The organism is Candidatus Izemoplasmatales bacterium (assembly GCA_041649275.1).
In the GTDB taxonomy this organism is placed as follows: Bacteria; Bacillota_I; Bacilli_A; order Izemoplasmatales; family Hujiaoplasmataceae; genus UBA12489.
Window position 1 is genome coordinate 181,271 of record JBAZNL010000001.1, and the last position, 23,608, is coordinate 204,878.

Sequence of the window (23,608 nt, forward strand, 5' to 3'; positions counted from 1 at the left end):
CCAAATTCACCAGACAGGAGCATATCCCATGAAGTGGAACCTCACCTATCTCTTCGCCGACCAGGCCGCGTTCGACAAGGGCTACAACCAGTCGCTCGGCATCATCAAGAAACTCGGAACCTATAAGGGCAAGCTCGCCGATCCCGAGATGTTCCGCGCCTATTTCACGCTGCAGATCAAGCTGAACAAAGTCGGTCTCCGCGTCTATCAGTATGCCTCCCTCAAGAGCGACCTGAACAAGAAGGACCTCGAGAACGCGAAACAGCTCCAGATGGTCCAGATCGCCTTCGCCCAGCTCGCGGAGAACTGCTCGTTTGAAGAACCCGAACTGCTCTCCCTCGGCAAGGATGTCGTCCTCGGCATGGTCGACAAGTATCCCGAGATCGCCGAGTTCAAGTTCAACTTCGAGAAGCTGTTCCGCCGCCAGGAGCACGTCCTCGACGACGCCTCCGAAGCGCTCCTCGCCAACTTCAACCGCCTCGCCCAGGCCGGCCGCGAGCTCTACAGTTCGCTCTCCGTCGCCGACATCCAGAACGGCGACGTCATGCTCGATTCGGGCGAGATCGTCACGATCACCAACTCCAACTACCGCTCCTTCATCGCCAAGAGCCAGAGCCCCAAGGAGCGCGAGGAGATCTTCGAATCGGTCTATTCCTACTACGACGTCCACAAGAACACCTACGCCAGCATCTACAAGGCCGTCCTCGAAGCCGACAACGCCTTCCGCAAGGCCCGCAGGTACGCGACCTCGCTCGAAAGCCGGCTCTTCAACGACGCGATCCCGGTCGCCGTGTACCACAACCTCGCCGCGGTCGCCCGCGAGACGGTCGAACCGATCAAGAAATACATCGAACTCCGCAAGAAGGCCCTCGGGCTCGAGGTCTACCACACCTACGACCGCTTCCTCGACCTCGTCAAGACCGACAAGGAGTACGAATACGAGGAAGCCCGCGAACTCTTCTTCAAGTCGATCGAGAAGTTCCCCGCCGATTTCCGGAAGAAGGCGAAGGAAGTCCTCGCCGACGGCTTCGTCGATGTCTACGAGGCGGAAGGAAAACGCACCGGCGCCTACTCCTCCTCGATGCCGGACCTCCATCCGTTCATCCTCCTGAACTACTCGAAGACGCTCGCCGACGTCTTCACCGTCGCCCACGAGGCCGGCCACTCGATCCATTCGATGTACGCCGCCGAAGGCCAGCCGGCCACCCTCCAGGACTACACGATCTTCGTCGCCGAGGTCGCCTCGACCTTCAACGAGCACAACCTCCTCGACTACTTCATCAAGGAGTCGAAGGCCTCGCGCAACGAGAAGATCGCCCTCCTGCAGCGCGCAATCGACGACATCCTCTCGACCTTCTACCGCCAGACGCTCTTCGCCTGCTACGAACTCGAGAGCCATCGTCTCGTCGAAGCCGGCGAGCCGATCACCTCCGACACCCTGTCGAAGATCATGATCGACCTCTACCAGGAGTTCTACGGCATCGACATCTCAAAGGAGAACCTGAAGCCGTTCGTCTGGGCGTACATCCCGCACCTCTTCTACACGCCGTTCTACGTCTACCAGTACGCGACCTCCTTCGCCGCCTCGCTCAAGCTCTACGAGAACGTCAAGGAAGGCAAGAAGGGCGCATTCGAGAAATACGTCGGCCTGCTCAAGTCCGGCGGCAGCGCCTTCCCCGTCGACCAGCTCAAGAAGGCCGGCATCGATTTGACGAAGAAGGACGCGTTCCGCGCCGTTTCGAACCGACTTTCGGAACTCGTCGACCAGCTGGCTATTGAACTCGAAGCCAAGTGATGGTATAATGCATCCATAAAAACAAAGCCTTGAACCGGAAGAGTACCATGGAACGTCCGTCCCAAGCGAGCCCAGGATCGGTGGAACCGGGCGGCGGGCCCCATGCGAATGGACCGGCGAGCGACGCCAATCCCGTCCGCTGACCCCGTTATCGGTCTCAAGCGCCGGTTCTTCGGAACCGGAATCAAGGTGGTACCGCGTCTCTGACGTCCTTCCGTACGGAGGGACGTTTTCATTTTCCAGGAGGTTTCCCATGAAGAAGATCCTATCGGGCATCAAGCCGAGCGGCACGCTCACCCTCGGCAACTACATCGGCGCGATCTCGAAGTTCGTCGAACTCCAGCGGAAGCGCCCCGACGATCTGTTCTATCTGTTCGTCGCCGACCTGCACGCGATCACCGTCCCCCAGGAGACGGCGCTCTTGCGCAAGCGCACCCGTGACGTCGCGGCGATGTACCTCGCCGCCGGCATCGATCCCGCACGCACGGTCCTGTTCGTGCAGTCGGAGATCAAGGAGCACGCCGAGCTCGGCTACCTCCTGCAATGCTTCACCTATATCGGCGAACTCGAGCGTATGACCCAGTTCAAGGACAAGTCGAAGAAAGGCGAGACCGGCCTCACCTCGGCGCTCTTCACCTACCCGGCCCTGATGGCCGCCGACATCCTCCTCTACGACGCCGACTTCGTTCCCGTCGGCGACGACCAGAAGCAGCACCTCGAGCTCACGCGCGACATCGCCGCCCGCTTCAACAACCGTTTCGGCGCCTTCTTCACCGTCCCCGAACCGCTGATCCCCGAAGTCGGGGCGCGGATCATGGACCTCCAGGACCCCGCGAAGAAGATGTCGAAGTCGGAGGATTCCGACAAGGGCTGCATCACCCTCTACGACGACCGTCCGACGATCCTCCGCAAGATCAGGTCCGCCGTCACCGACTCGGTCGGGACGATGCGTTTCGATCCGGAGGACCAGCCCGGCCTCGCCAACCTGATCACGATCTACGCCGCGCTTTCCGGCCTCTCCCCCGCCGAGGTCGTCTTCCGCTTCCCCGGGCCGGGCTACGCCCCCTTCAAGGACGCCTGCGCCGAACTCGTCGCCGATGAGATCGGAAAGCTCCAGAAACGATACGACGAGGTGATCGCCTCGGGAACGCTCGACGCGATCCTCGACCGGGGCCGCGAGACCGCCGGCCGCGAAGCCTTCCGCAAGCTCGAGAAATGCAAGCAGAAGATCGGCCTCGGCCGCAAGCGCAACTGAAGAAAACAGAGACCGGGGAATCACTCCCGGTCTCTGTTTTCATAACGACGCGTTGATGTCCTCGACGGCGAGTGCGATCGCGGTGATCGCGGCCTCCTCGTCGGATCCGTCGGCGACCACCCTGAAGGGGGTCTTGGCGGGGATTCCGAGCGACATCACGCCCATGATCGACTTCATGTTCACGGTCTCCTTCCGATAGGAGATCGTGACCTTGCACTTGAATGCGTTCGCCCTGGCGACGAGGATCGTCGCCGGCCGCGCATGCATGCCGTAGGGATAGCGGATTGCGAATTCGGCTTCCTTCATGGTCTCAGTCCTTTCGCGGAAAACGTTCCACGAGACGCCCGACGTAAAACGGGAAGAGCGCCTTCACGGTCTTTCCGGCGACAGTGACGCCGGTCGCGCCGAGCGCTTGGATGGCGGCGAGGTCGGCTTTCTTCAGGTCGGCGAGCGCGAAGGTCGCGCGGCCGCCTTCGGCGGCTGCGGAGAGGACGTTCTCGGTCCCGCCAAGCAGGGCGAGGATCTTCTCGATGCGTTCGTCCGGAATCGGTTCGGGACGCCGTTTCCGGCGCGCGAACAGCGTGCCGGCGAGAAGCCCCGCGAGCGCGACGGCAATGACGCACGCGACGACGATCAGGACGACGACGCCCGTGGTCAGGACCAGCGCATACGGTACGTTCATAGGATCACCCTTCTCTATTCTACCATACCCGGCGCGAAAGAAAAAGATGAATAAAAATTCACCTCTCCTTCGCGCCCCCTTGCCAAACGGAACCGCATGGAATATAATGAATCATATCCTGAACAGGGGGAAACCGTCATGAAGACAGTGATCGAAGCCATCATCGAGATCCCGATGGGGACGCAGAACAAGTACGAGGTCGACAAGAAGCGCAACCGCATCAAGCTCAACCGCGTGATGTATTCGAAGATGACCTATCCGGCCGAATACGGCTTCATCGAGGAGACCCTCGCCGACGACGGCGACCCGCTCGACATCCTCGTGCTTGCGACGACGCACACCTTCCCGGGTTGCATCGTCGACGCCCGCGTCGTCGGCTACCTCGACATGTGGGACGGCGGCCAGCACGACGAGAAGATCATCGCCGTGGTCGACGCCGACCCGCGGTTCGACCACATCCAGAACATCTTCGACATCCAGGAACTCCAACTCCGCGAGATCAAGCTCTTCTTCCGCACCTACAAGGAGCTGCTTCCGGGTCACGACGTGATCGTCAAGGACTACTACGACCAGGAGAAGGCCGTCGCCCTCCTCGAGAAGTACGAGATCGCCTACCGCGAAGCCAAGAAACGCCACTGAATGCGAAAGCGCGCCGAACGGCGCGCTTTTTTCATGCCTTGTGGACGACGGACCCGTTCACCGCGACGAGCGCGGGCTTGGTCAGATAATGGAGCGGATGCCCGTCCCAGACGACGAGGTCGGCGTCCTTGCCCGGTTCGATCGAGCCGACGCGACCGGCGACGCCGACGATCTTCGCGGCGTCGATCGTCACCGCCCGGAAGGCGGAGAGCTCGTCGAGTCCCTCGCGGACGAAGATCCCGACCTGGGTGAGCGCGTTGGAAAGCGAGATCACCGGGTGGTCGGTCATGATCGCGAACTCGATCCCGCCGTCATGGAGGATCCTCGCGGCCCGGAAGGTCTTGTTCCGAAGTTCGTACTTCGACTTCGTCCCGAGCGTCGGACCGATGATCACCCGCGTGCCGTGCTTCTTCAGGTAGTCGACGATCAGATGGCCTTCGGTGGCGTGCTCGATCGTCGCGGAAAGGCCGAACTCCTCGATGATCCGGATCGCGGTGACGATGTCGTCCTGCTGGTGGGCATGGATCTTCACCGGCAAACCTTCGAAGACGCGTGCAAGCGACTCCCACTTGATGTTGAACTCGGGCTTGACGGCGTCCGGATTGGTCTGGACGTCCTTCTGGTACTTGTCCTTCTTCGCCTTGTATTCGCGCGCCTTCACGAGCGCATCGCGGATCAGCGCCGCCGATCCCATCCGGGTCGTCGGCGTCTGGCTCTTCCCGCTGTAGACGCGCTTCGGATTTTCGCCGAGCGCCATCTTCATCGCCGATTCGGGAACGATCACCATGTCGTCGACGGTCGTCCCGCAGGTCTTCATGACGGTGAAGGTGCCGCCGATCACGTTGCCCGATCCGGGTCCGGTCGAGACCGTCGTGACGCCCGCCTCGAGCGCTTCGCGGAAGGCGACGTCCTGCGGCTTGACCGCATCGATCGCCCGGAGTTCGGGGAACACCGGGTTGGTCATCTCGTTGCCATCGGACCCCTCGAAGCCGATCGACTCCTCGAACATGCCGATGTGGCAATGGGCGTCGACGATGCCGGGAGTGACGTAGCGCCCGGCGGCGTCATAGACCTCCGCAGCCTCCGTGGGAAGGGTGCCGGGATCCCCGACGGCGGCGATTTTCGTCCCTTCGACGAGGATGTCGGAGAGGACGTAGTTGCGGTCGGCCATGCCGACGAGGTACGCGTTCCTGATCAGGATCATGTCATTCTTCCTCCTTCGGATGATGGGAACCGTGGATCACGACGCCGGCGAGGACCGCGGCTCCGGAGAGGAGCGCGCCTTCGTCGACGTTGAAGCGGGGATGGTGCAGGCCGTAGCCGGTGTCTTCGCCGGCGCGGGTGCCGAGCCAGGCGATGCAGCCGGTCCGATGGGCGATGTACTTCGAAAAGTCCTCGGCGCCCATCGACGCCTTCGGAATGTCGACGAAACGGTCTTCGCCGAGCAGGCAGCCGGTGACCGCGCGCATCCGCGCGGCCGGTTCGGCGGCGTTGACCGTCGGATCGTAACCGTATTCGTAATGGTAGTCGTAGCTGCCGCCGCGCATCGCCGTCACGCCTCGCAGGACGTCCTCGATCCCTTGCTTCATCCTCTCGCGGACGGTCTCGTTGAAGGTCCGGACGGTGCCTTCGAGGAAGGCTGAGGCGGGGATGATGTTGTGGGTCGTGCCGGCATGCACCTGCGCGATCGTGACGACGGCGCTCTCGGTCGGGTCGAGCGTACGCGAGACGAGCGCCTGGAGCGCCGTCACGACCTCGGCCTGCATCAGGATCGGATCGACCGAGAGATGCGGGTAGGCGGCGTGCGCGCCGCGACCGTGGAGGGTGATCCGGATCGTGTCGGCGGCGGCCATCGCCTCGCCGGTCTTGATCGCGATCGTCCCCGACGGGTAGGCGGGGCTGACGTGGAGGGCGTAGAAACACTCGACGTCGTCCAGAAGACCCGAGGCGACGATGCCGTCGGCACCGCCGGGGGAGGGTCCCTCCTCCGCCTCCTGGAAGATCAGCCTGACGGTGCCCTTCCAGAGTCCGCGATGGTCGTTCAGAAACTTCGCGGCCGTCAAAAGCATCGCCGTGTGCGCGTCGTGACCGCACGCGTGCATCCGGCCGTCGACGGTCGAACGGTACTCGAGTCCGGCGTTCTCCTCGAGCATCGGCAGCGCGTCCATGTCGGCGCGCAGACCGACGACGGGACCGGACCCGTTCTCGAGAATGCCGAGAAGCGAGTTCTTCCCGACGTGTGGGGCGACGGCGATGCCCGCCGCCCGCAGCTCGGCGGCGACGAAATCGTGCGTCGCGCGGACGCCGAAGCCGCACTCCGGATGCGCGTGGATGTGCCTTCGGATGCGGATCAGGTCCTGTTCATAGGGCAGAAAGTCGTTGTAGGACGGCATTTCGTCATCTCCTGTCGTACAGATATCGGATCGTCACGCCGCGCTCCCTCGCGCGGTCGACGATCTTCTGTCGCATGTCGTTGTACCAGCCCGGTTCCCCGGCTTCGAAGATCGACCGATAGAGCGGGATCAAGTCGGGGCGGACGCGAAGCACGTGGCGGAACACCGCCAGCCTGTTTTCGGGATTCTTCAGGTTCAGGGTGTCGAACATCATCGAGTCGACGAAGGGCCCCGCGGCGTCGATCGCCCAAAGCGGATCGGACAATTCCGGCAGGATCGGCGCGACGGCGACATAGGTCGGGATTCCCGCCTCGTGGAGCGCGCGCAGCGCACGGATCCGTTCGGACGGCCGGCTCGCGCCGGGTTCGATGCCCGCGGCGACGTCGTCCGGCATCGACAGCGAGAACCCGACGTCGACCGAACGCATCCGTGCGAGGACGTCGAGGTCGCGTTCGACGAGCGCCGACTTCGTCAGGATCGTGACGCGGAGGGCGCTCTCCTCGATCGCTTCGAGGATCGACCGCGTCAGCCGCTCCTCGCGTTCGACCGGCTGGTAACAGTCGGTCGCGGAAGAGAGGAAGAGCGACTTGGATCCCGTGTTCTTCGGGATGTCGAAGTTCGCGTAGCGCTTGACCTCGACGAGGCTGCCCCACGGTTCGGGGCGCGCCGGCTGGTCGCCGAGCGTGCGTGCGTAACAGTAGATGCACGCGTGTCCGCATCCCACGTAGGGATTGCACGTGAGGTCGTAGCCGCCGATCCGCGTCGGCGTCAGGAAGCGCTTCGCCTCAATCCGCCGGATGTCGGGCATCGGCCGATTTCGCTCCGAGACGGACGATCTGGAGCGACGCGAAGAGGCCGCCCGCGAGCGTCAGGGCGCCGAAGGCGGCGTCCCAGGGACGGGCGGCGAGATAGGCGAACGGATGCGTGTAGACGGGGGTCTGGTCGAGGAACGCCTCCCCGGTGCCCGGGTCGCGGATCCAGAGCAGCAGGAAGGCCGCCGAAGCGATCACGAAACCGACGATCGCAAGGTAACTCTGGACCGGGAACCGTTTCAGGAGCGATTCGAGCAGCCGCGACATCAGGACCACGCCGACGAGCGCGCCGACGGCGAACGGAACCATCACCGAGACGTTGTACCCGAGTGCGGCCGGGTCCGTGAGGTTGCCGGCGACATTCGAGACGATCGCCGTGTAGTATCCGAGGATGAGGAGAAGCGCCGAGCCGGAGATGCCGGGCGTGATCATCGTCATCGCCGAGATGAACCCGAGGCCGAAGAGCAGCGGATAGGTCGGGAAGGACGACAGGTCAAAGTAATCCACGGACGACTGCCCGGAGGCGACCTGGAAGGCCGCCATCGCGACGATGAAGAGGATCGACGCGACGAAGGAGACCCTGCCGGACGTCGTCACGGTCTTCCCGGAAACGTTGTTTCGGAACAGGCTCGGCACGCCCCCGAGGGTCATCCCGATGAAGAACATGATCGTCACGAAGGAATCGAACCGCAGCGCGAGCGCCATCAGCTTCGCGAAGAGGACGATCCCGAGGACGAGCCCGATGCCGAGCGGAAGCAGGTAGGCGAAGTTCCTGCGGAAATCCCTGAACAGGTTGCCGAGGGCGTGGACCATCTTGTCGAAGACGCCGAGATAGACGGCGAAGGTGCCGCCGCTGCATCCGGGGATGGTGAACGAGAAGCCGATGATGAAGCCTTTGACGAGCAGGGTGAGAAACATGGGATCCTCCTAGGAAGCGGACTCGGCGTCGCCGATGAGGTCGTAGCCGATGCTGGTCTTGATCCGGACCGTGGCGACATCGCCGAGCGCGAGCGGCCGCGGCGACTGGAACACGATCGAACCGTCGACGTCGTCGGGCGCGAACGCGCGACTCCGCCCGTAATAGAAGCGCGAATGGGGGTCATACGCCTCCACGATCGTCTCGTGGAGGGTTCCCGCCTGTGCTTTGTTCTTCTGGCGAACAATCTTCTTCTGCGCCTTCATGACGGCGTCGAGACGCGCCTGCTTGACGTCCTCCGGAACCTGAAAGGGCATGTCGAAGGCGGGCGTATCCTCTTCGCGCGAATAGGCGAAGACGCCGAGACGGTCGAATCCGACGGTCTCGACGAAGCGGAGCAGTTCGGCGAAATCGGCATCGGTCTCGCCGGGAAAGCCGACGATCAGCGTCGTCCGCAGGGTCGCGTCCGGCATCATCCGCCGGATCTTCTCGAACAGCCCGTAGAGCATCTCCCCGCCGCCGCGGCGGTTCATCCGCTTCAGGACGGCGTCGCTCGCGTGCTGCACGGGGACGTCGAAGTAACGCGCGACCTTCGGTTCGGACGCCATCGTCCGAAGCAGGTCGTCGTCGATCTCGTCGGGATAGAGGTAGAGGACGCGGACGATCCGGACGCCGTCGAGACGAGAGAGCCGGACGAGCAGGTCGGACAGGAGCGGCCGGCGGTCGGGCGTGAGGTCGGTTCCGTAGCGGGTCGTGTCCTGGCTGATCAGGTTGAGTTCCTTCGCCCCGTCGGCGGCGAGCTTCTCCGCCTCGCGGACGACGTCTTCGAACGGACGGCTCCGGAACCCGCCGCGGATCAGCGGGATCGCGCAGTACGTGCAGCGGTTGTCGCAGCCGTCGGAGAGTTTCAGGTACGGCGTGGCGGGGGAGGTGGCGAGGATCCGGCGCATGTAGTCGGGAGCGCCGAAGTTGAGCCTGTCGCGCACGAACACGTCGGACAGGATCTTCCCGAACTGCGGATAGTCCTTCACCGTGACGATCCGGTCGACGTAGGGCATGTCCCTGCGGATGCGGTCCGCGTAGCGTTCCGCATAACAGCCGCACACGATCAGCTTCTTTCCATAGGAACGCATCTCCTCGATCGTCTCGACCGCTTCCTGCTTCGCCGATTCGATGAAGCCGCAGGTGTTGACGATGATCGCGTCGCTTTCCGCCGGGTCGGGGACGATCGCGACGCCGGCGTCCGCGAGGATTCCCATGATCATCTCGGAGTCGACGAGGTTCTTGGCGCATCCGAGCGAGACGACGCCGACCTTCATACGTCGTCCTCCGCGGGGAGAAACGCGACCACGATCTCGCATTCGCCGACGACGTCGATGAGACCGACCGAAGACGGGATCACGAAGGCGTCGCCGAACCGGATCGGCCGTCCGTTGAAGGACGCCGTTCCGGCGACGACGGTCGCCGCGTACCAGCGGCGACGGCGGTTGACGAAGTGGAAGCTGCCGCGGACGGCGAGCTTGCGGACGGTGAAGGCGTCGGCTTCGACCATCGTGACGATGTCGAACGTATCCGCGAAGTTCACGACGGGGACGGGTTCCGCCGGGACAGCGACGACCGCCAGCGAGGATTCGACGTGGAGCGCCCGCGGCCTGCCGGAGGCGTCCAGCCGGCCGTAGTCGTAGACGCGATAGGTCACGTCGCTGCTCTGCTGGTTCTCGAGCAGCACGATCCCGCCGCCGATCGCATGCAGCGTTCCGGCGGGAATGTGGACAAAGTCGCCGCGACGGACGGGGACGGTCCGAAGCAGGCTTTCGAGCGTGCCGGACAGAACCGCGTCGCGGAGTTCCTCCCGGGTCGTCGCATCATGCCCGAGGACGAGCGTCGCCCCCGGGTCAGCCTCGAGCACGTACCAGCATTCGGTCTTTCCGGACTGGTTCTCGTGGCGTCGGGCATATTCGTCGTCGGGATGGACCTGGACGCTCAGACGGTCGCGTGCGTCGAGGATCTTGGTGAGCAGCGGAAAGGCCGCGCCGGCGCGCGGAAACAGCGTCCGGTCGGTCCGATAGAGTTCGGCGAGAGTGCGGCCGGCATGGGGTCCCTCGGCGACCACGGATTCCGATCCGGGAACGGCGGAGATGATCCAGGCTTCGCCGATCGGACCGTCCGGTACCGTATCGGGATAGATCGCGGACAGTTTCCGCCCGCCCCAGATGCGTTCCTTGAATATCGGTTGAAAATACAGCGTATCGTCTTTCGCCACGGCGTCCACCTCGTTCGACATCATGAAGATGTCGTATCGTTTCTATTATACTATCGATCAGGTCCGAACCAAAGCAAAAAGAGGATTTGCATCCTCTTCTCACGCCATCGGATTGACGAACTGGCTGTTGTACAGGTCGAAATAGAATCCGCGCTTCTCGAGCAGTTCGCGGTGGGTCCCCTGCTCGACGATTCGGCCGTTCTCCATCACGAGGATGGTGGAGGCGTTCTTGATCGTCGACAGGCGGTGGGCGATGACGAAGCTCGTGCGGTTTTGCATCATGAACTTCATCGCGTTCTGAATGTACGCTTCGGTGCGGGTGTCGACCGAGGAAGTCGCCTCGTCGAGGATCAGGATCTTCGGATCGGCGAGGATCGCACGGGCGATCGTAAGCAACTGCTTCTGGCCCTGGGAGATGTTCGAGGCGTCTTCGGACAGGACGGTGTCGTAGCCGTGGGGGAGCGTCTCGATGAAGTGGTCGACGTGCGCCTGGCGGGCGGCATCCTCGATCTCCTCATCGGTGGCGCCGTCCTTCGCGTAGGCGATGTTCTCGCGGATCGTGCCGGAGAACAGCCACGTATCCTGGAGCACCATGCCGAACAGGCGGCGCAGCTTCGCCCGCGGCACGTCGCGGTAATCCGTGCCGTCGATCGTGATGCGGCCGGCGCCGATGTCGTAGAAGCGCATCATCAGGTTGACGATCGTCGTCTTGCCGGCGCCGGTCGGTCCGACGATGGCGATCTGCTTTCCGGGTTCGACGTGGAGGTTCAGATCGCGGATCAATTCCTTGTCGGCGGCATAGGAGAAGTCGACGTGTTCGAACACGACCTCGCCCGCAAGCTTGTCGGCGTCGAGCGCCGCTTCGTCGAGGTCGGGATCCTCCTCGGGGGCGTCGAGGAAGCCGAAGACGCGTTCGGCGCCGGCGATCGTCGACTGGAGCGTGTTCATCAGGCTGGCGATGTTCAGGATCGGATTCACGAAGTTCTTCTGATAGTTGATGAAGATCGTCAGGTCGCCGATCAGAAGCGTGTTCGTGACGCCGGCGATCAGACCGCCGGCGACGATGATCGCGACATAGGCGAGGTTCGAGATGAAGTCCATCACCGGACGGATCAACCCGGAGACGAACTGCGCCCCCTGGGCGTCGTTCGCCAGCTGGTCGTTGATCTCCTCGAACTCCCGGAAGGAATCCTGTTCCTTTCCATAGAGTTTCACGACCTTCTGCGAGGCGAACATCTCTTCGATGTAGCCGTTCAGATTGCCGAGGTCCTTCGCCTGCGCGATGAAGCGTTTCTGCGACTTCTTCGCGATCGACGAGGTGGCGATGATGTAAAGCGGCAGCGCGACGAGCGAGACGATCGTGAGCTGCCAGGAGATCACGAACATCATCACGAGCACGCCGACGATCGTGAACATGCTGGTGATGATGAAGATCAGGCTCTGCTGCAGCGACGAGGAGACGGTGTCGACGTCGTTCGAGAAAATCGAGAGGATGTTGCCGGTCTGCTGGCCGTCGAAATAGCGGATCGGAAGCCGTTCCATCTTGTCGCGCATCCGTTCGCGCATCGTCTTCCCGACGATGTTGGAGACGTAGTTGCCGAGTTGGGCGGCGATCAGGTCGAGCAGGAAGCGGATTCCGTAAAGCACGAGCAGCATGACCATCCATCCGCGTACGGTGACGTCGGTGATCGAGGTGGCATCCCCCGAGATCACCGACTGGATGTAGTTGATCACGTTCTTCATGTAGAGCGGGGCGATGACGCCGATGATCGTGACGGTGATCGAGAGGAGCACCATCGCGACGATCTTCGCGAGATGCGGATGGAGGAAGCGAAGCAGGCGGACCGTGGTCTTCTTGAAATCGCGGGGTTTCTCTCCGGGTCTGCCGATCATGCCGGGTCCCATCCGGGCGCCGCCTTCATCGCCATGACCGTGTCGCGACCGGGCGTAGCTCTTGCCTCCGGATACGTCGGGGGTCGGACCGGACGAGGAGGTGATGTTCCGTTCTTGATCCTTCAAGGGTGGCTTCTTCACTTGAGTTCCTCCTCGGATAGCTGCGACAGCGCGATCTCGCGATAGACGGTGCAGTCGCGCATCAGGTCGCGGTGGCTTCCCGATCCGACGATGCGTCCGTCCTGAAGGACGATGATGCGGGTGGCATCCATGATCGTGCCGATCCGTTGTGCGACGATCAGGACGGCGGCATCGCGGGTGATCGGCTTCAGCTCGGCGCGAAGCTTCGCGTCGGTCTTGAAGTCGAGCGCCGAAAAACTGTCGTCGAAGATGAAGACGGGCGGTCTGCGAACGATGGCGCGGGCAATCGAGATGCGCTGTTTCTGGCCGCCGGAATAGTTGACGCCGCCCTGATCGACGATGTGCTCGTACTTGTTTTCGTAGGTTTCGATGAACTCCGACGCCTGTGCGATCTCCGCGGCGCGACGGATTTCCTCCTCCGTGGCGTCCGGCTTTCCGTAGGCGATGTTCTCGGCGATCGTACCGGTGAAGAGCGTCGCGGTCTGGGGAACGAATCCGATCAAGCTGCGCAGTTTCGCGAAGCGGATTTCGCGGACGTCGACGCCGTCGATCGTCACTTTTCCCGTCGTCGCGTCGAACAGGCGCGGGATCAGGTTGATCACCGTCGACTTGCCCGATCCGGTGGAGCCGATGATCGCGACCGTCTCGCCCGGCCGGACCGTGAAGGAGATATCGTCGAGCACGTTCTTCTCGGCATCGGCGTACTTGAAGGAGACATGATCGAAGGCGATTTCACCTTTGAACGCATGGTCGTCGTACGCACGGCTGTCGGTGTCGACGACGGTGACGACGGTGTCGAGAATCTCGGAGATTCGCTTTCCCGAAACCTCGGCGCGCGGGTAGTTGATGAAGGTGATCGTCAGCATGATGATGCTGAACATGATCATCGTGACGTAGTTGATCACGGCGAACAGGCTTCCGAGCGCCGTGAAGTCGGTGGTCGGAGTCACGCCGGCGGCGGTCACCATGCCATACGCGAGCAGCACGACGCCGAACATGACGAGGCTGAACAGGAGGTTGATCGACGGGTTCAGGAAGGACATGATCCGCCCCGCCTTCATCGACGTGTCGTTCAGGTCGTCGTTCGCATCGCGGAAGCGCGCAACTTCCTTAGTCCCGCGTCCGAAAGCGCGGATGACGCGGATGCCGCTCATCGATTCGCGGCCGACGAGCGTCAGCTTGTCGATCTTCTTCTGCATGCTCTTGAAATACGGGAACACCAGAAGAAACGTCACGGTGACGAGGATGACGAGTGCGGGGATGCCGGCGATGAGAACCTGCGACAGGGTCGGGCTGCTTTGAATCGTGAGAATGATGCCGCCGATCATCATGACCGGAATCGTGAGGATCATCCGGAAACTCATGATCGTATGCGTCTGGACCTGCTGGACATCGTTGGTCGAGCGGGTGATGAGCGTCGAGGTGCCGAACTTGTCGGACTCGGCAAGCGAGAATCCGTTCACCTTCTTGTAGATCGCGCGGCGGATGTCGCGGCCGAACCGGGTGGAGACGGTGCTCGAGAAATACGAGGTGCCGATCGTCGCGGCGGCCGAGACCAGGGTGATACCGAGCATCCAGGCGCCGTATTCGAGGATGATGGCGTAGTTCACGACGACGCCGGGTCCGTCGGGATTCGCCGTCACGCCCTCGCCGATGAGTCGGCTCGTATAGTTTGGCAGCATCAGCGAACCGACCGACTGCGCGGTCACGAGCACGACCATCATGAGGATGGCGAACCAATAAGGTTTCAGAAAGCGGAACAGTTTTCTCATCGGGGTTTCTCCTCTTCGAAATAGTGCTTGACGCGCAGATACATCTTGCGGGTGATGTCCGAGAGACTCGCCCTTTCCTTCTCGTCGAGCGCCGAGGAGACGAGCCCGTCCCAATCGGCCAGTACGCTCGCCACATAGGCCGCCGCTTCGACGCCGGCCGACGTCGCTTCGAGGATGTATCCCCGCTGGTCTTCGGGATCGACCGTCTTCAGGATCATGCCCGCCTCGACGAGTCGAACTACGTTTCGCGTCGCGTGCGATTTATGGAACGGCGTCTCATCGACGACGGTGTTCATCCGCACCGGCGACAGCGATGCGATCTTCATCAGATAGAATCCGGTCGGCCCCGCCAGGCAGCGTTCGGCGAGCCGCTCGTCGAAGAAGCGGTTGCGGTACTTGTTGAGGAGGTGTTCGTATTCGTTCAACATGGTCTTCGCCACCTTTCGCATTCCAGTATAATCGTTGTTGGTTGCGTTGTCAACAATCATCCGGACGATTTCACGGAAACGACCCATGCGGACCCCGGTCAAGAAAAAACCCGCCTGTCGGCGGGCGTTCATTCATTTCAGGATGTAGAGGATGCCGATGCATCCTTCGCCGCAATGCGAGGAAATGACGCAGCCGGCATCGGTCTCGTGCATGTTCTCGACGGGCAGGAGATCCTTGAGGCGCAACTTGATGTATTCGGCGGAGTCGTGCGCCAAGGAATGGGTGATCATCAGAAATTCGGGATCGAGGCGATCCTTCAGTTCGAGCACCTCGTCGATCAGCACGTCGATTCCCGCCTGGATGCGTCCGTGCGGTTTCTTCCCGACATGCATTGCACCGTCCTTGACCTTGATGATCGGCTTGATCTTGAGGATCGTGCCCATCAGTGCGGCCAGGGCGCTGCATCGTCCGCCCTTGTAGAGGTATTCCATCGTGTTGATGACGAACTGCGTCCGTACGTTCGGGATGATCGCGTTGATCTTCTCGACGACGACGTCGACGGGATCTCCCTGTTCGCGGAACGAGGCCGCCTTGAGTACGAGCAGGCCTGTGCCGCTCGACAGGTTGGCGCCGTCGATCAGCCGGATCCGATCGGAACCGAGCTCGGCCTTAGCGAGCGTCGCGCTCTGGAAGGTCGCTGAAAACTTGGAGCCGATGCCGATGAAAAGGATGTCGAGGTCGAGCTTGAGGTATTTCTCGAAGACCGCGATGAAATCGGCTGGCGACGCCGCGGCGGTCTTCGGCAGGGCGCCGCGTTCCTTGACCTGGGCGTACATTCGCGGGACGGTGAGGTCGACGCCGTCGCGGTAGGAATCCTCGCCGAAGTTGACGTAGAGCGGGACCACGTCGATGTCATGCTTTCGGATCAAGCCATCGGTGAGGTCGCAGGTGCTGTCGGTGATCAGTTTGAATTTGGCCATGTCTATCCGTTCCCCCATGTGCACTATTATATAGAAAACGACGCCCAAAGTAAAGAAACGCAAGTCATTTTACGAAAATGCACCATGCATCCGGGTCGCGGGTATCCTTTCCATTCCGCCGCCGAGATGATATAATAGGCACGAGGTGATTTCCATGAACGTGATCTCCCGCGACCGTCTGGTCGCCGAAGTCGTCCGCATCGTCACGGAAGCGAACATCGATCTCGACGGAAAGGCCGTCGCCTGTCTTCGCGACGCATTCCGGCGCGAGTCGAACGAACGCGCCCGAGGGATCCTAGAAGAGATCCTGGAGAATCAGGAAATCGCCAGAAACGAGCGCATTCCCATCTGTCAGGATACCGGTGTCGCGGTCTTCTTCGTCGATCTCGGAAACGAAGTGCGGCTCGATTTCGATCTGCAGGCGGCACTCGATGAAGCCGTCGCGAAGGCCTATCGAGACGCGTACCTGCGCAAGTCGATCGTCCGTCATCCGCTCGACCGCGTGAACACCAGGGACAACACCCCCGCCGTCGTCCACATCCGGCCGACGATGGGGTCTTCGCTTAGAATCCGTTTCGCCCCGAAGGGCGCCGGCAGCGAGAACATGAGCCGGATCGCGATGCTGACGCCGGCGGACGGCTTCGACGGAATCGTCCGGTTCGCCGTCGACACCGTCGTCGCCGCCGGCGGTCGTCCCTGCCCCCCGATCATCCTCGGCGTGGGCATCGGCGGAACCTTCGAGAAGGCGGCTCTGATCGCCAAGGAATCGCTCCTTCGCGAACTGGATGACGAGGCGGCGGATTCCCGCGACCGCGAACTCGAATGCGCGATCCTGAACGCCGTGAACGCCACAAACGTCGGTCCGATGGGACTGTCGGGCGACACGACGTGCCTTGCCGTCAAGGTCAATTCCTACCCCTGTCACATCGCCTCGCTGCCGGTGGCCGTGAATATCCAGTGCCACGCCGCCCGCCACAAGGAAATCGTTCTCTAGGAGGAGACGCCATGCGTACGATCCAGCTTCCGGTCAACGAATCGATTCTGACGACGCTGCACGCGGGGGAACGCGTCCTCCTCTCCGGGGTTCTCTATACCGGACGGGACGCCGCCCACAAGCGCATGGTGGAAGCCGTCCTGAAGGACGAGCAGCCGCCGTTTCCGTTCGACGGCGCGATGATCTACTATACCGGCCCCACGCCCGCCAAACCGGGAGCGCCGATCGGGGCCTGCGGGCCGACTTCAAGCTATCGGATGGACCCCTACTCGATCGAGCTGATGCCCTGCGGACTGCGCGCCATGCTCGGAAAGGGACCGCGTGGAAAGGCCTTCCGCGACGCCCTCGTGAAGAACGCTTCCGTCTACCTCGTCATCACCGGCGGCATCGGGGCGCTTTTGTCCAAGCGCGTCAAATCCGCCGAGGTCGTCGGCTATCCCGACCTCGGCGCCGAAGCGGTCTACCGTCTCGAGGTCGATGACTTCCCCGCCATCGTGGCCTACGACGTTCATGGCGGGAACGTCTTCGGGGACGCCGACGAATAAGAAAATCTCCGTTCGGGCGCGACACGCCTGAACGGAGATTTCTTTTTATGATCAGTAGGCCTTGGCGAAGAGGACGACCTTGTCCGCCTTCTTCCCGCAGACGGGACAGACGTCGCCGACCGGCGTCTGGTCGAAGGGAAGGCAGCGGGACGTGGCGGACGTGTCTTCCTTGATCTTGTTCTCGCAGGCGACATCGCCGCACCACATCGTCTTGACGTAACCCGGCTCGTTCTGGATCAGCCGCTTGAACTCTTCATAGGTGACGGCCACGCGCGTGTTGGCGGCGACGTTCTCCGCCGCCCGGGCGAGCATTTCGTCGTGGATCGTCCGCATGAGCGAAAGCACGGTCTCGGCGACCTGGTCGAGCTGCACGCGGATCTTCACGCCGTCGATGCGCTTTGCGATCACGCATTCGCCGGCGGCGACATCGCGCGGTCCGACTTCGATGCGCAGGGGAACGCCCTTCATCTCGTACTCGCTGAACTTCCATCCCGGCGACTTGTCGGAATCGTCGACCTTGACGCGGACGCCCGCCGCTTCGAGCGCGGAGCGGATCCCGACCGCGGCATCGGCGACTTCCGGCTTCTGTCCCATGATCGGGATCACGACCGCCTGAACGGGAGCGACATAGGGAGGCAGAACGAGTCCCGAATCGTCGCCGTGCACCATGATGACAGCGCCGATAAGACGCGTGGAGACGCCCCAGGAAGTCTGGAAGACGTTCTTGACGATGCCGTCCCTGTCCTGGAACTTGATATCGAAGTGCTTCGCGAAACCGGTGCCGAAATAATGCGTCGTACCGCTCTGCAGGGCTTTCCCGTCATGCATCAGCGCTTCGATCGAATAGGTCTCTTCGGCGCCCGCGAACTTCTCCTTGTCCGTCTTCCGTCCGGTCACGAACGGAATCGCGAGCAGGTCGCGGCCGAGGTCGCGATAAATGTCGAGCATGCCGAGGACTTCGGCGCGGGCTTCGGTCTCCGTAGCATGGATCGTATGACCTTCCTGCCAGAGGAATTCGGATCCGCGCAGGAAGGGACGGGTCGTCTTCTCCCAACGCACGACGGAGCACCACTGGTTGTACTTCTTCGGCAAATCGCGGTAGGAGGAGACGACCTTCGCGTAATGGTCGCAGAACAGGACTTCCGACGTCGGGCGGATGATCAGGCGCTCGGCGAGCTGTTCCTTTCCGCCGATCGTGACGATCGCGGTTTCGGGAGCGAAACCGGCGACATGGTCGGCTTCCTTCATGAAAAGCGACTCCGGAATCAAAAGCGGCATGTACACGTTCTCGTGGCCGGTGGCCTTGAACTGCGCGTCCAGATGCTTCTGGATGTTCTCCCAGATGGCATAGCCGTAGGGACGATAGATGATGAAACCCTTGGCGTCGGTGTAGTCCATCAGTTCCGCCTTGCGGCAGACGTCCGTATACCACTGGGCGAAATCGACGTCGCGGCTGGTGATCGATTTGACGAGTTTTTCCTTGTTCTGTTCCATGTTCAGCACCTCGGTTTTTCAAGTACCCATTATATCATGGATGCCCCGCCGTTTCCACCGGAAACGGCGGGGATTTTCGTTTCGATCAGCGGGGAAAGACGCGTTCGACGAAGTCGAGGAAGGAGTCCCGGCTTTCCGTCTTGAAGACGCCGCAATCCTCGAGGACGCGTTCGAAGACGCGTCCGACCTCGGCTTTCAGGTAGCCGTCCGCGGCTTCGGGCTCCCGTTTCGGCAGCGCGAGCGTACCGATCCACGGCAGATGCTTCTCGAGATCGGGGATCGTCGACGGATCGATTCCCTCCAGCAGACACTTGCGGATCTGGTCGAGTTCGGCCTTGAGCCGACCGGGCAGGACGGCGAGACCCATCACTTCGATCAGGCCGATGTTCTCCTTCTTGATGTGGAAATACTCCTCGCGCGGATGGAACAACCCGTAGGGACGGTCCGCGGTGGCCCGGTTGTTGCGGAGAACGACATAGAACACGTAGACCTCTCGATTCGGTCCGGTCCGGCGGAGGATCGGCGTCACCGTATTATGGGGAACGCCTTCGGTTTCGCGCAGGATCCCGAGCGCGGGATGTTCGTAATGTTTCCAGGCTTCGTAGAGACGGTCGACGGCGTCGACCACCTTTTCCGGATTCGTCCCTTCAATCCGGACGACCGACATCGGCCAGTCGAGCACCTCGGCCTTGACGCCCTCGCCGGCAAAGGTCGCGATCGTGCGCGCGCTTTCGATCGGAAAGACGTAGTTTCCGCCTTGAAAATGATAATGCGTGAGGATCGACCCGCCGACGATCGGCAGGCCGGCGTTGGAGCCGATCAGGTAGTGGGGGAAGCGGTCGACGAAGTCGACGAGTTCGAAAAACGTCGTGCGGTCGACCTTCATCGGCACGTGCTCCTTCTTCAGGACGATGCAGTGCTCGTTGAAGTAGGCGTAGGGGGAGTACTGCAATCCCCAACCGTCGGTCTCGCCGTTCAGCGTGAGCGAGATCACGCGATGGTTCGCGCGCGGTGCCTTCTCGAGCGTGCCGTAGAAGCCGACGTTTTCCATGCAGAGGGCGCACTTCGGATATCCTTCCGTCGACTTCAGTTTCGCGAGGGCGATCAGTTTCGGATCCTTCTCCGGTTTCGAGAGGTTGATCGTGATGTCGAGTGGTCCGTATTGTCCTTCGTAGACGTAGTTGATGTTCTTCGCGATGCGGGCGGTCTTGATGTAGTTGGTCGCCTTCGAGAGACGATAGAACCATGCGGTCGCGGACGTCGCATCCCCATCTTCCTGAAGCAGCTGCTTGAACCGGCGGTCGAGTTCGGCCGGACGAGGCAAAAAACAGTCCATCAGCTTGGCTTCGAAGTTGTCACGGAGGGGTTCGACGTCCGCCTCGATCAGCCCGCGCTCGAGCGCGTGGGCGATCAGACCGTCCATCGTCGCAAAGAAATCGACCGTTCCGGCGATCTTCTCCGCCGCGAAGGAATCGAGCCGGTACAGGAACAGGAGCGCGTTGATCGCGTATTCGCGGTCGGCGGGATCGAGGATGCGTTCGTCCGCCGCATAGCGGACCAGTTCGTTCAGAAGGGTTCCGAGCGGCTTCATTCCCGATACCCCTCGGGATGTCTCCGGTGAAATTCCCAGGCCGAACCGATCATGTCATCGAGTCCGCGGGTCGGTTTCCACCCGAGCACGCGGAACGCTTTTGCGTTGGACGCGACGAGGATGTCCGGGTCTCCGGGACGGCGTGGTCCGAACGTCGTCGGAATCGCATGTCCCGTCACCTTGCGGGCCGCCTGGACGATCTCGAGATTGGAGAACCCGGCGCTTGAACCGAGATTGAAGATGTCGGAAGAACCGTTCGAAGCGAGGTGTTCGAGCGCCCGGAGATGGGCGTCGACGAGATCTTCGACGTGGATGTAGTCGCGCACGCAGGTTCCGTCCATCGTGGCGTAGTCGTTCCCAAAGATCGTCACGCCGGGCCGTTTCCCGAGTGGAACCAGAAGCACGTTCGGGATCAGGTGGGTTTCGGGGCGATGGTCTTCGCCGATCGCGTGGCCGGCGTCCGCGCCGGCGACGTTGAAGTACCGGAGCGATGCGTACCGGATCCCGTAGGCGGCATCCGACCACTTCATCATCTTCTCCATCATCAGCTTCGTCTCGCCGTAGGGATTGGTGGGGACGGTCGCGTATTCCTCCGTGATCGGCATGACCCGGTGCGCGCCGTAGACCGCCGCGGACGAGGAGAAGACGATCATCTTCACGCCGTAGGTCTTCATCGCCTCGAGGACGGCGATCGTGCCGTGGACGTTGTTGTCGAAATAGGCGACGGGTTCCTGCATCGAGACGCCGACGAGCGAGTTCGCCGCGAAATGGACGACCGCGTCGAACGCGCCGGCGGAGAAGACTTCGGCTAAAAAGGCGCGGTTGCGGATGTCGCCGCGGCGGAACGTCGCGAGCGGATCGATCGCATCCGCGTGGCCGGTCTGGAGATTGTCGACGACGACGACGGAATGGCCGCGTCGGATCGACTCCTTGACGAAGTGGCTGCCGATATAGCCGGCGCCGCCGAGCACGAGGAGCCGCATGTCACATGCCTCCGAGCGAGAACGTCGTCTCCTGATGCCAGGGACGTTCGGGAGAGACCAGCGCCGGCACGAACCGCGGATCGTTCATCGCGTTGGACTGGAACTGGGTCTCGAAGCAGATCGATCCGTGCTGGGCGAGCGTTCCGCCGGAACGGAGCGGATTTTCCTTCGGGTAGTTGCCGGTGTACACGGTCACGCCCGGCGTCGTCGTCGAGACGGAAAGCGTGAGTCCCGTCTTTAGCGACGTGAGCTCGACCTGCGGCGCCTTTGCGCCCGGTTCGAAGAGGTAATAGTGGTCGATCCCGCGGGAGGCGTGTCCGGTTCCCTTGATCTCCAGGACCGACGGCATGATCGCCTTTTTGGTCGTGAAGTCGAACGGGGTGCCCTTGACCGGCGCGATCGTCCTGCCGAGGATGTCATCATCCACGAGCACGACGCGGTCGGCCTTGATCAAGAGTTCGTGGTTCGAGAGGTCGCGGGCGAAGTCGCCGTCCAGGTTGAAGTAGGAATGGTTCGTGAAGTTGGAGACCGTCGGTTCGTCGGAAGTCGCGTCGTAGACGATCCGGATCATGCCGTGACGGATGACGTAGCGGATCGAGACATCGATCGTGCCCGGAATCAGGTGATGCCGGAAGCGATGCGTGAAACGGACGACGGCTTCTTCCGGTCCGTTTTTCTCGATTTCATCTGCGAAGTTCCGGAAGGCGATCGAATCGATCCCGCCGTGCAGGAAGTGGGGCGGATTCTCCGGCGAACGGTAGGTCTTCCCGCCGATGGCGAAGACGCCGTTCTCGACGCGTCCGGCGATCGGTCCGACGGTCGTACCCAGATACATTCCGCCCTTCCGATAATCGGTGACGTTCTGATAGGCCGCGACGATGTCGATTCCGGAATCGGTCCTCCACGACGTCAGTGCGGCACCCACCGAAAGCAGGCTGACGCGCTGGCCTTGCGCGGATACGACGTCGATCTCGCGGATGTCGTCGTCCATGGTGCGGATCGATATGTTCATGCTATCCCTCCTGATCATCATTTCTATGATATCATAAAACGCCGGTTTCGGCGAATCGCTTCGGCGTCGTTTCGCGCCCGATCGAAAAAAAGCCATGTCCTCCGCATGGAATCCGGATCTCCGGTTGCGGAAACATGACTTTCATCGTGAAAGGCAGGCGGTGGAACGGATCTCACTTTCCGTCGGCTTTGGACGCCTTGTCGTCCGCAGGGAGACGGAACGTCTCGTACGTCGCCTTGAACATGTCGATGGCGTAGCCGTACAACGCCGTCGGCGCGTAATCGGACGCATGGAGATAATGGATGCGGTGCGAATTCCGGTCGTAATAGGAAGGCATCACCACGATGCCGTGTTCCGATTGCTTTTCGAAGACGACCTGGCCGAGTGCGGCATCGATCGCGCCGTCGATCCCCGCACCGCTCTTCACGACGACGATCGCCGAATCGCGGACGCGGATCTTGCGGGCGGCCATGGACGACTCGAGGCGGTTCACTTCGGCTTGGATCGCCGGGTCGTGATACGATGTTTCGAGCCGCCGGACATAGACGATGACGTCGTGGACCTTGCTGGGAACGATGGTGCGATTCGGATTCTTCGAGACCCGATGCAGGATCGCGAACGCGCCGACGTCGACGGCGACTGCGAACCCGAGCGACTTCAGATGGGCGACCCAAAGGGGGGAGGAAAGATCATCGGCCGACGGCGGTTCCACCGTCGACCCCCGGCGCAGACGTCCCACGCTGTTTTGGTACGCATAGCTCTGGAGTCTGGGTTGGAACCACAGGTCGATGGCTGCTAGGACGAAGAGCGCAAGGAAGAACGCGGTCATCTGCGTCATCATCTCCCAATCGAAGAAGAAGACCGCGACCGCTGATCCGAGCAACAGGAGATTGATCGCGATGAACACGGTGAAGAGGACTTTGTGTCGGTGTCTGAGCGGATCCATGGAGGTCGCCCCTTTCTTTCGATTCAAGGATGAATTCGGGGCGACGTCGCCGTCGCCCCGATGTATTTCGATT

General features: G+C 62.0%; 22 protein-coding genes and 1 other annotated feature. Of the genes, 5 read left to right on the plus strand and 17 right to left on the minus strand.

Annotated features, from left to right (window positions below; all coding sequences use genetic code 11):
* Positions 1 to 28 precede the first annotated feature (28 nt).
* Together pepF and trpS are read left to right on the plus strand one after the other, a co-directional pair.
* Positions 29 to 1,795, plus strand: a complete 1,767-nt coding sequence (pepF, locus tag WC509_00795; protein MFA5005995.1) for an oligoendopeptidase F — start codon at positions 29 to 31, stop codon at positions 1,793 to 1,795.
* Between the two features lie 20 nt (positions 1,796 to 1,815).
* Positions 1,816 to 2,012, plus strand: a binding site (T-box leader).
* A 36-nt stretch (positions 2,013 to 2,048) separates the two neighbouring features.
* On the plus strand, positions 2,049 to 3,050 hold the full coding sequence (gene trpS, locus WC509_00800; GenBank protein MFA5005996.1) for a tryptophan--tRNA ligase: 1,002 nt from the start codon (positions 2,049 to 2,051) through the stop codon (positions 3,048 to 3,050).
* 39 nt (positions 3,051 to 3,089) lie between these two features.
* On the opposite strand, the gene WC509_00805 is transcribed toward trpS, so the two are convergent.
* Positions 3,090 to 3,356: an HPr family phosphocarrier protein gene (locus WC509_00805; GenBank protein MFA5005997.1), complete on the minus strand. Its 267-nt coding sequence runs from the start codon at positions 3,354 to 3,356 to the stop codon at positions 3,090 to 3,092.
* A 4-nt stretch (positions 3,357 to 3,360) separates the two neighbouring features.
* Entirely contained in the window at positions 3,361 to 3,732 is a 372-nt protein-coding gene (locus WC509_00810; GenBank protein MFA5005998.1) for a hypothetical protein, read from the minus strand.
* 138 nt (positions 3,733 to 3,870) lie between these two features.
* Between WC509_00810 and WC509_00815 the strand changes: the two genes are divergently transcribed.
* Positions 3,871 to 4,371: an inorganic diphosphatase gene (locus tag WC509_00815; GenBank protein ID MFA5005999.1), complete on the plus strand. Its 501-nt coding sequence runs from the start codon at positions 3,871 to 3,873 to the stop codon at positions 4,369 to 4,371.
* Positions 4,372 to 4,402: 31 nt separating this feature from the next.
* Here the strand turns inward: WC509_00815 and WC509_00820 are convergent, their stop codons facing one another.
* The 10 genes from WC509_00820 to WC509_00865 form a co-directional block, all read right to left on the minus strand.
* The gene (locus tag WC509_00820; protein ID MFA5006000.1) at positions 4,403 to 5,575 is read right to left on the minus strand and encodes an amidohydrolase; all 1,173 of its coding nucleotides are present in this window, start codon (positions 5,573 to 5,575) and stop codon (positions 4,403 to 4,405) included.
* Between the two features lies 1 nt (position 5,576).
* Positions 5,577 to 6,764 carry an amidohydrolase gene (locus tag WC509_00825; GenBank protein MFA5006001.1) on the minus strand — a complete coding sequence of 396 codons (1,188 nt, stop codon included), beginning with the start codon at positions 6,762 to 6,764 and terminating at the stop codon, positions 5,577 to 5,579.
* Positions 6,765 to 6,768: 4 nt separating this feature from the next.
* Complete coding sequence (locus WC509_00830; GenBank protein MFA5006002.1) at positions 6,769 to 7,572, minus strand: radical SAM protein; 804 nt, start codon at positions 7,570 to 7,572, stop codon at positions 6,769 to 6,771.
* Complete coding sequence (locus WC509_00835) at positions 7,550 to 8,494, minus strand: DUF368 domain-containing protein (GenBank protein ID MFA5006003.1); 945 nt, start codon at positions 8,492 to 8,494, stop codon at positions 7,550 to 7,552. The genes WC509_00830 and WC509_00835 overlap by 23 nt, the downstream gene beginning before the upstream one ends.
* Positions 8,495 to 8,503: 9 nt before the next feature.
* Positions 8,504 to 9,811 (minus strand): 30S ribosomal protein S12 methylthiotransferase RimO, encoded by a 1,308-nt coding sequence (rimO, locus tag WC509_00840; GenBank protein ID MFA5006004.1) that lies wholly within the window; start codon positions 9,809 to 9,811, stop codon positions 8,504 to 8,506.
* Positions 9,808 to 10,755 carry a type I phosphomannose isomerase catalytic subunit gene (locus WC509_00845; GenBank protein MFA5006005.1) on the minus strand — a complete coding sequence of 316 codons (948 nt, stop codon included), beginning with the start codon at positions 10,753 to 10,755 and terminating at the stop codon, positions 9,808 to 9,810. The genes rimO and WC509_00845 overlap by 4 nt, the downstream gene beginning before the upstream one ends.
* Positions 10,756 to 10,854: 99 nt before the next feature.
* Positions 10,855 to 12,789 (minus strand): ABC transporter ATP-binding protein, encoded by a 1,935-nt coding sequence (locus tag WC509_00850; GenBank protein MFA5006006.1) that lies wholly within the window; start codon positions 12,787 to 12,789, stop codon positions 10,855 to 10,857.
* Positions 12,786 to 14,561, minus strand: a complete 1,776-nt coding sequence (locus tag WC509_00855) for an ABC transporter ATP-binding protein (GenBank protein ID MFA5006007.1) — start codon at positions 14,559 to 14,561, stop codon at positions 12,786 to 12,788. Before WC509_00855 ends, WC509_00850 begins: the two co-directional genes overlap by 4 nt.
* Positions 14,558 to 14,989: a MarR family winged helix-turn-helix transcriptional regulator gene (locus tag WC509_00860; GenBank protein MFA5006008.1), complete on the minus strand. Its 432-nt coding sequence runs from the start codon at positions 14,987 to 14,989 to the stop codon at positions 14,558 to 14,560. The genes WC509_00855 and WC509_00860 overlap by 4 nt, the downstream gene beginning before the upstream one ends.
* 132 nt (positions 14,990 to 15,121) lie before the next feature.
* Positions 15,122 to 15,970, minus strand: a complete 849-nt coding sequence (locus WC509_00865) for a DegV family protein (protein ID MFA5006009.1) — start codon at positions 15,968 to 15,970, stop codon at positions 15,122 to 15,124.
* Between the two features lie 154 nt (positions 15,971 to 16,124).
* Between WC509_00865 and WC509_00870 the strand changes: the two genes are divergently transcribed.
* Together WC509_00870 and WC509_00875 are read left to right on the plus strand one after the other, a co-directional pair.
* Positions 16,125 to 16,964 carry a fumarate hydratase gene (locus WC509_00870; GenBank protein ID MFA5006010.1) on the plus strand — a complete coding sequence of 280 codons (840 nt, stop codon included), beginning with the start codon at positions 16,125 to 16,127 and terminating at the stop codon, positions 16,962 to 16,964.
* A gap of 11 nt (positions 16,965 to 16,975) precedes the next feature.
* A complete protein-coding gene (locus tag WC509_00875) occupies positions 16,976 to 17,509 on the plus strand; it encodes a FumA C-terminus/TtdB family hydratase beta subunit (GenBank protein ID MFA5006011.1) in 534 nt (177 codons plus the stop codon).
* Between the two features lie 51 nt (positions 17,510 to 17,560).
* On the opposite strand, the gene proS is transcribed toward WC509_00875, so the two are convergent.
* From proS to WC509_00900, 5 genes are all read right to left on the minus strand, one after another.
* Entirely contained in the window at positions 17,561 to 19,003 is a 1,443-nt protein-coding gene (proS, locus tag WC509_00880) for a proline--tRNA ligase (protein MFA5006012.1), read from the minus strand.
* Positions 19,004 to 19,088: 85 nt separating this feature from the next.
* Complete coding sequence (locus tag WC509_00885; protein ID MFA5006013.1) at positions 19,089 to 20,594, minus strand: UDP-glucose--hexose-1-phosphate uridylyltransferase; 1,506 nt, start codon at positions 20,592 to 20,594, stop codon at positions 19,089 to 19,091.
* Entirely contained in the window at positions 20,591 to 21,577 is a 987-nt protein-coding gene (galE, locus tag WC509_00890) for a UDP-glucose 4-epimerase GalE (protein MFA5006014.1), read from the minus strand. The genes WC509_00885 and galE overlap by 4 nt, the downstream gene beginning before the upstream one ends.
* 1 nt (position 21,578) lies before the next feature.
* A complete protein-coding gene (locus WC509_00895; GenBank protein ID MFA5006015.1) occupies positions 21,579 to 22,589 on the minus strand; it encodes a hypothetical protein in 1,011 nt (336 codons plus the stop codon).
* A gap of 172 nt (positions 22,590 to 22,761) precedes the next feature.
* The gene (locus WC509_00900) at positions 22,762 to 23,535 is read right to left on the minus strand and encodes a hypothetical protein (protein MFA5006016.1); all 774 of its coding nucleotides are present in this window, start codon (positions 23,533 to 23,535) and stop codon (positions 22,762 to 22,764) included.
* Positions 23,536 to 23,608: the final 73 nt, after the last annotated feature.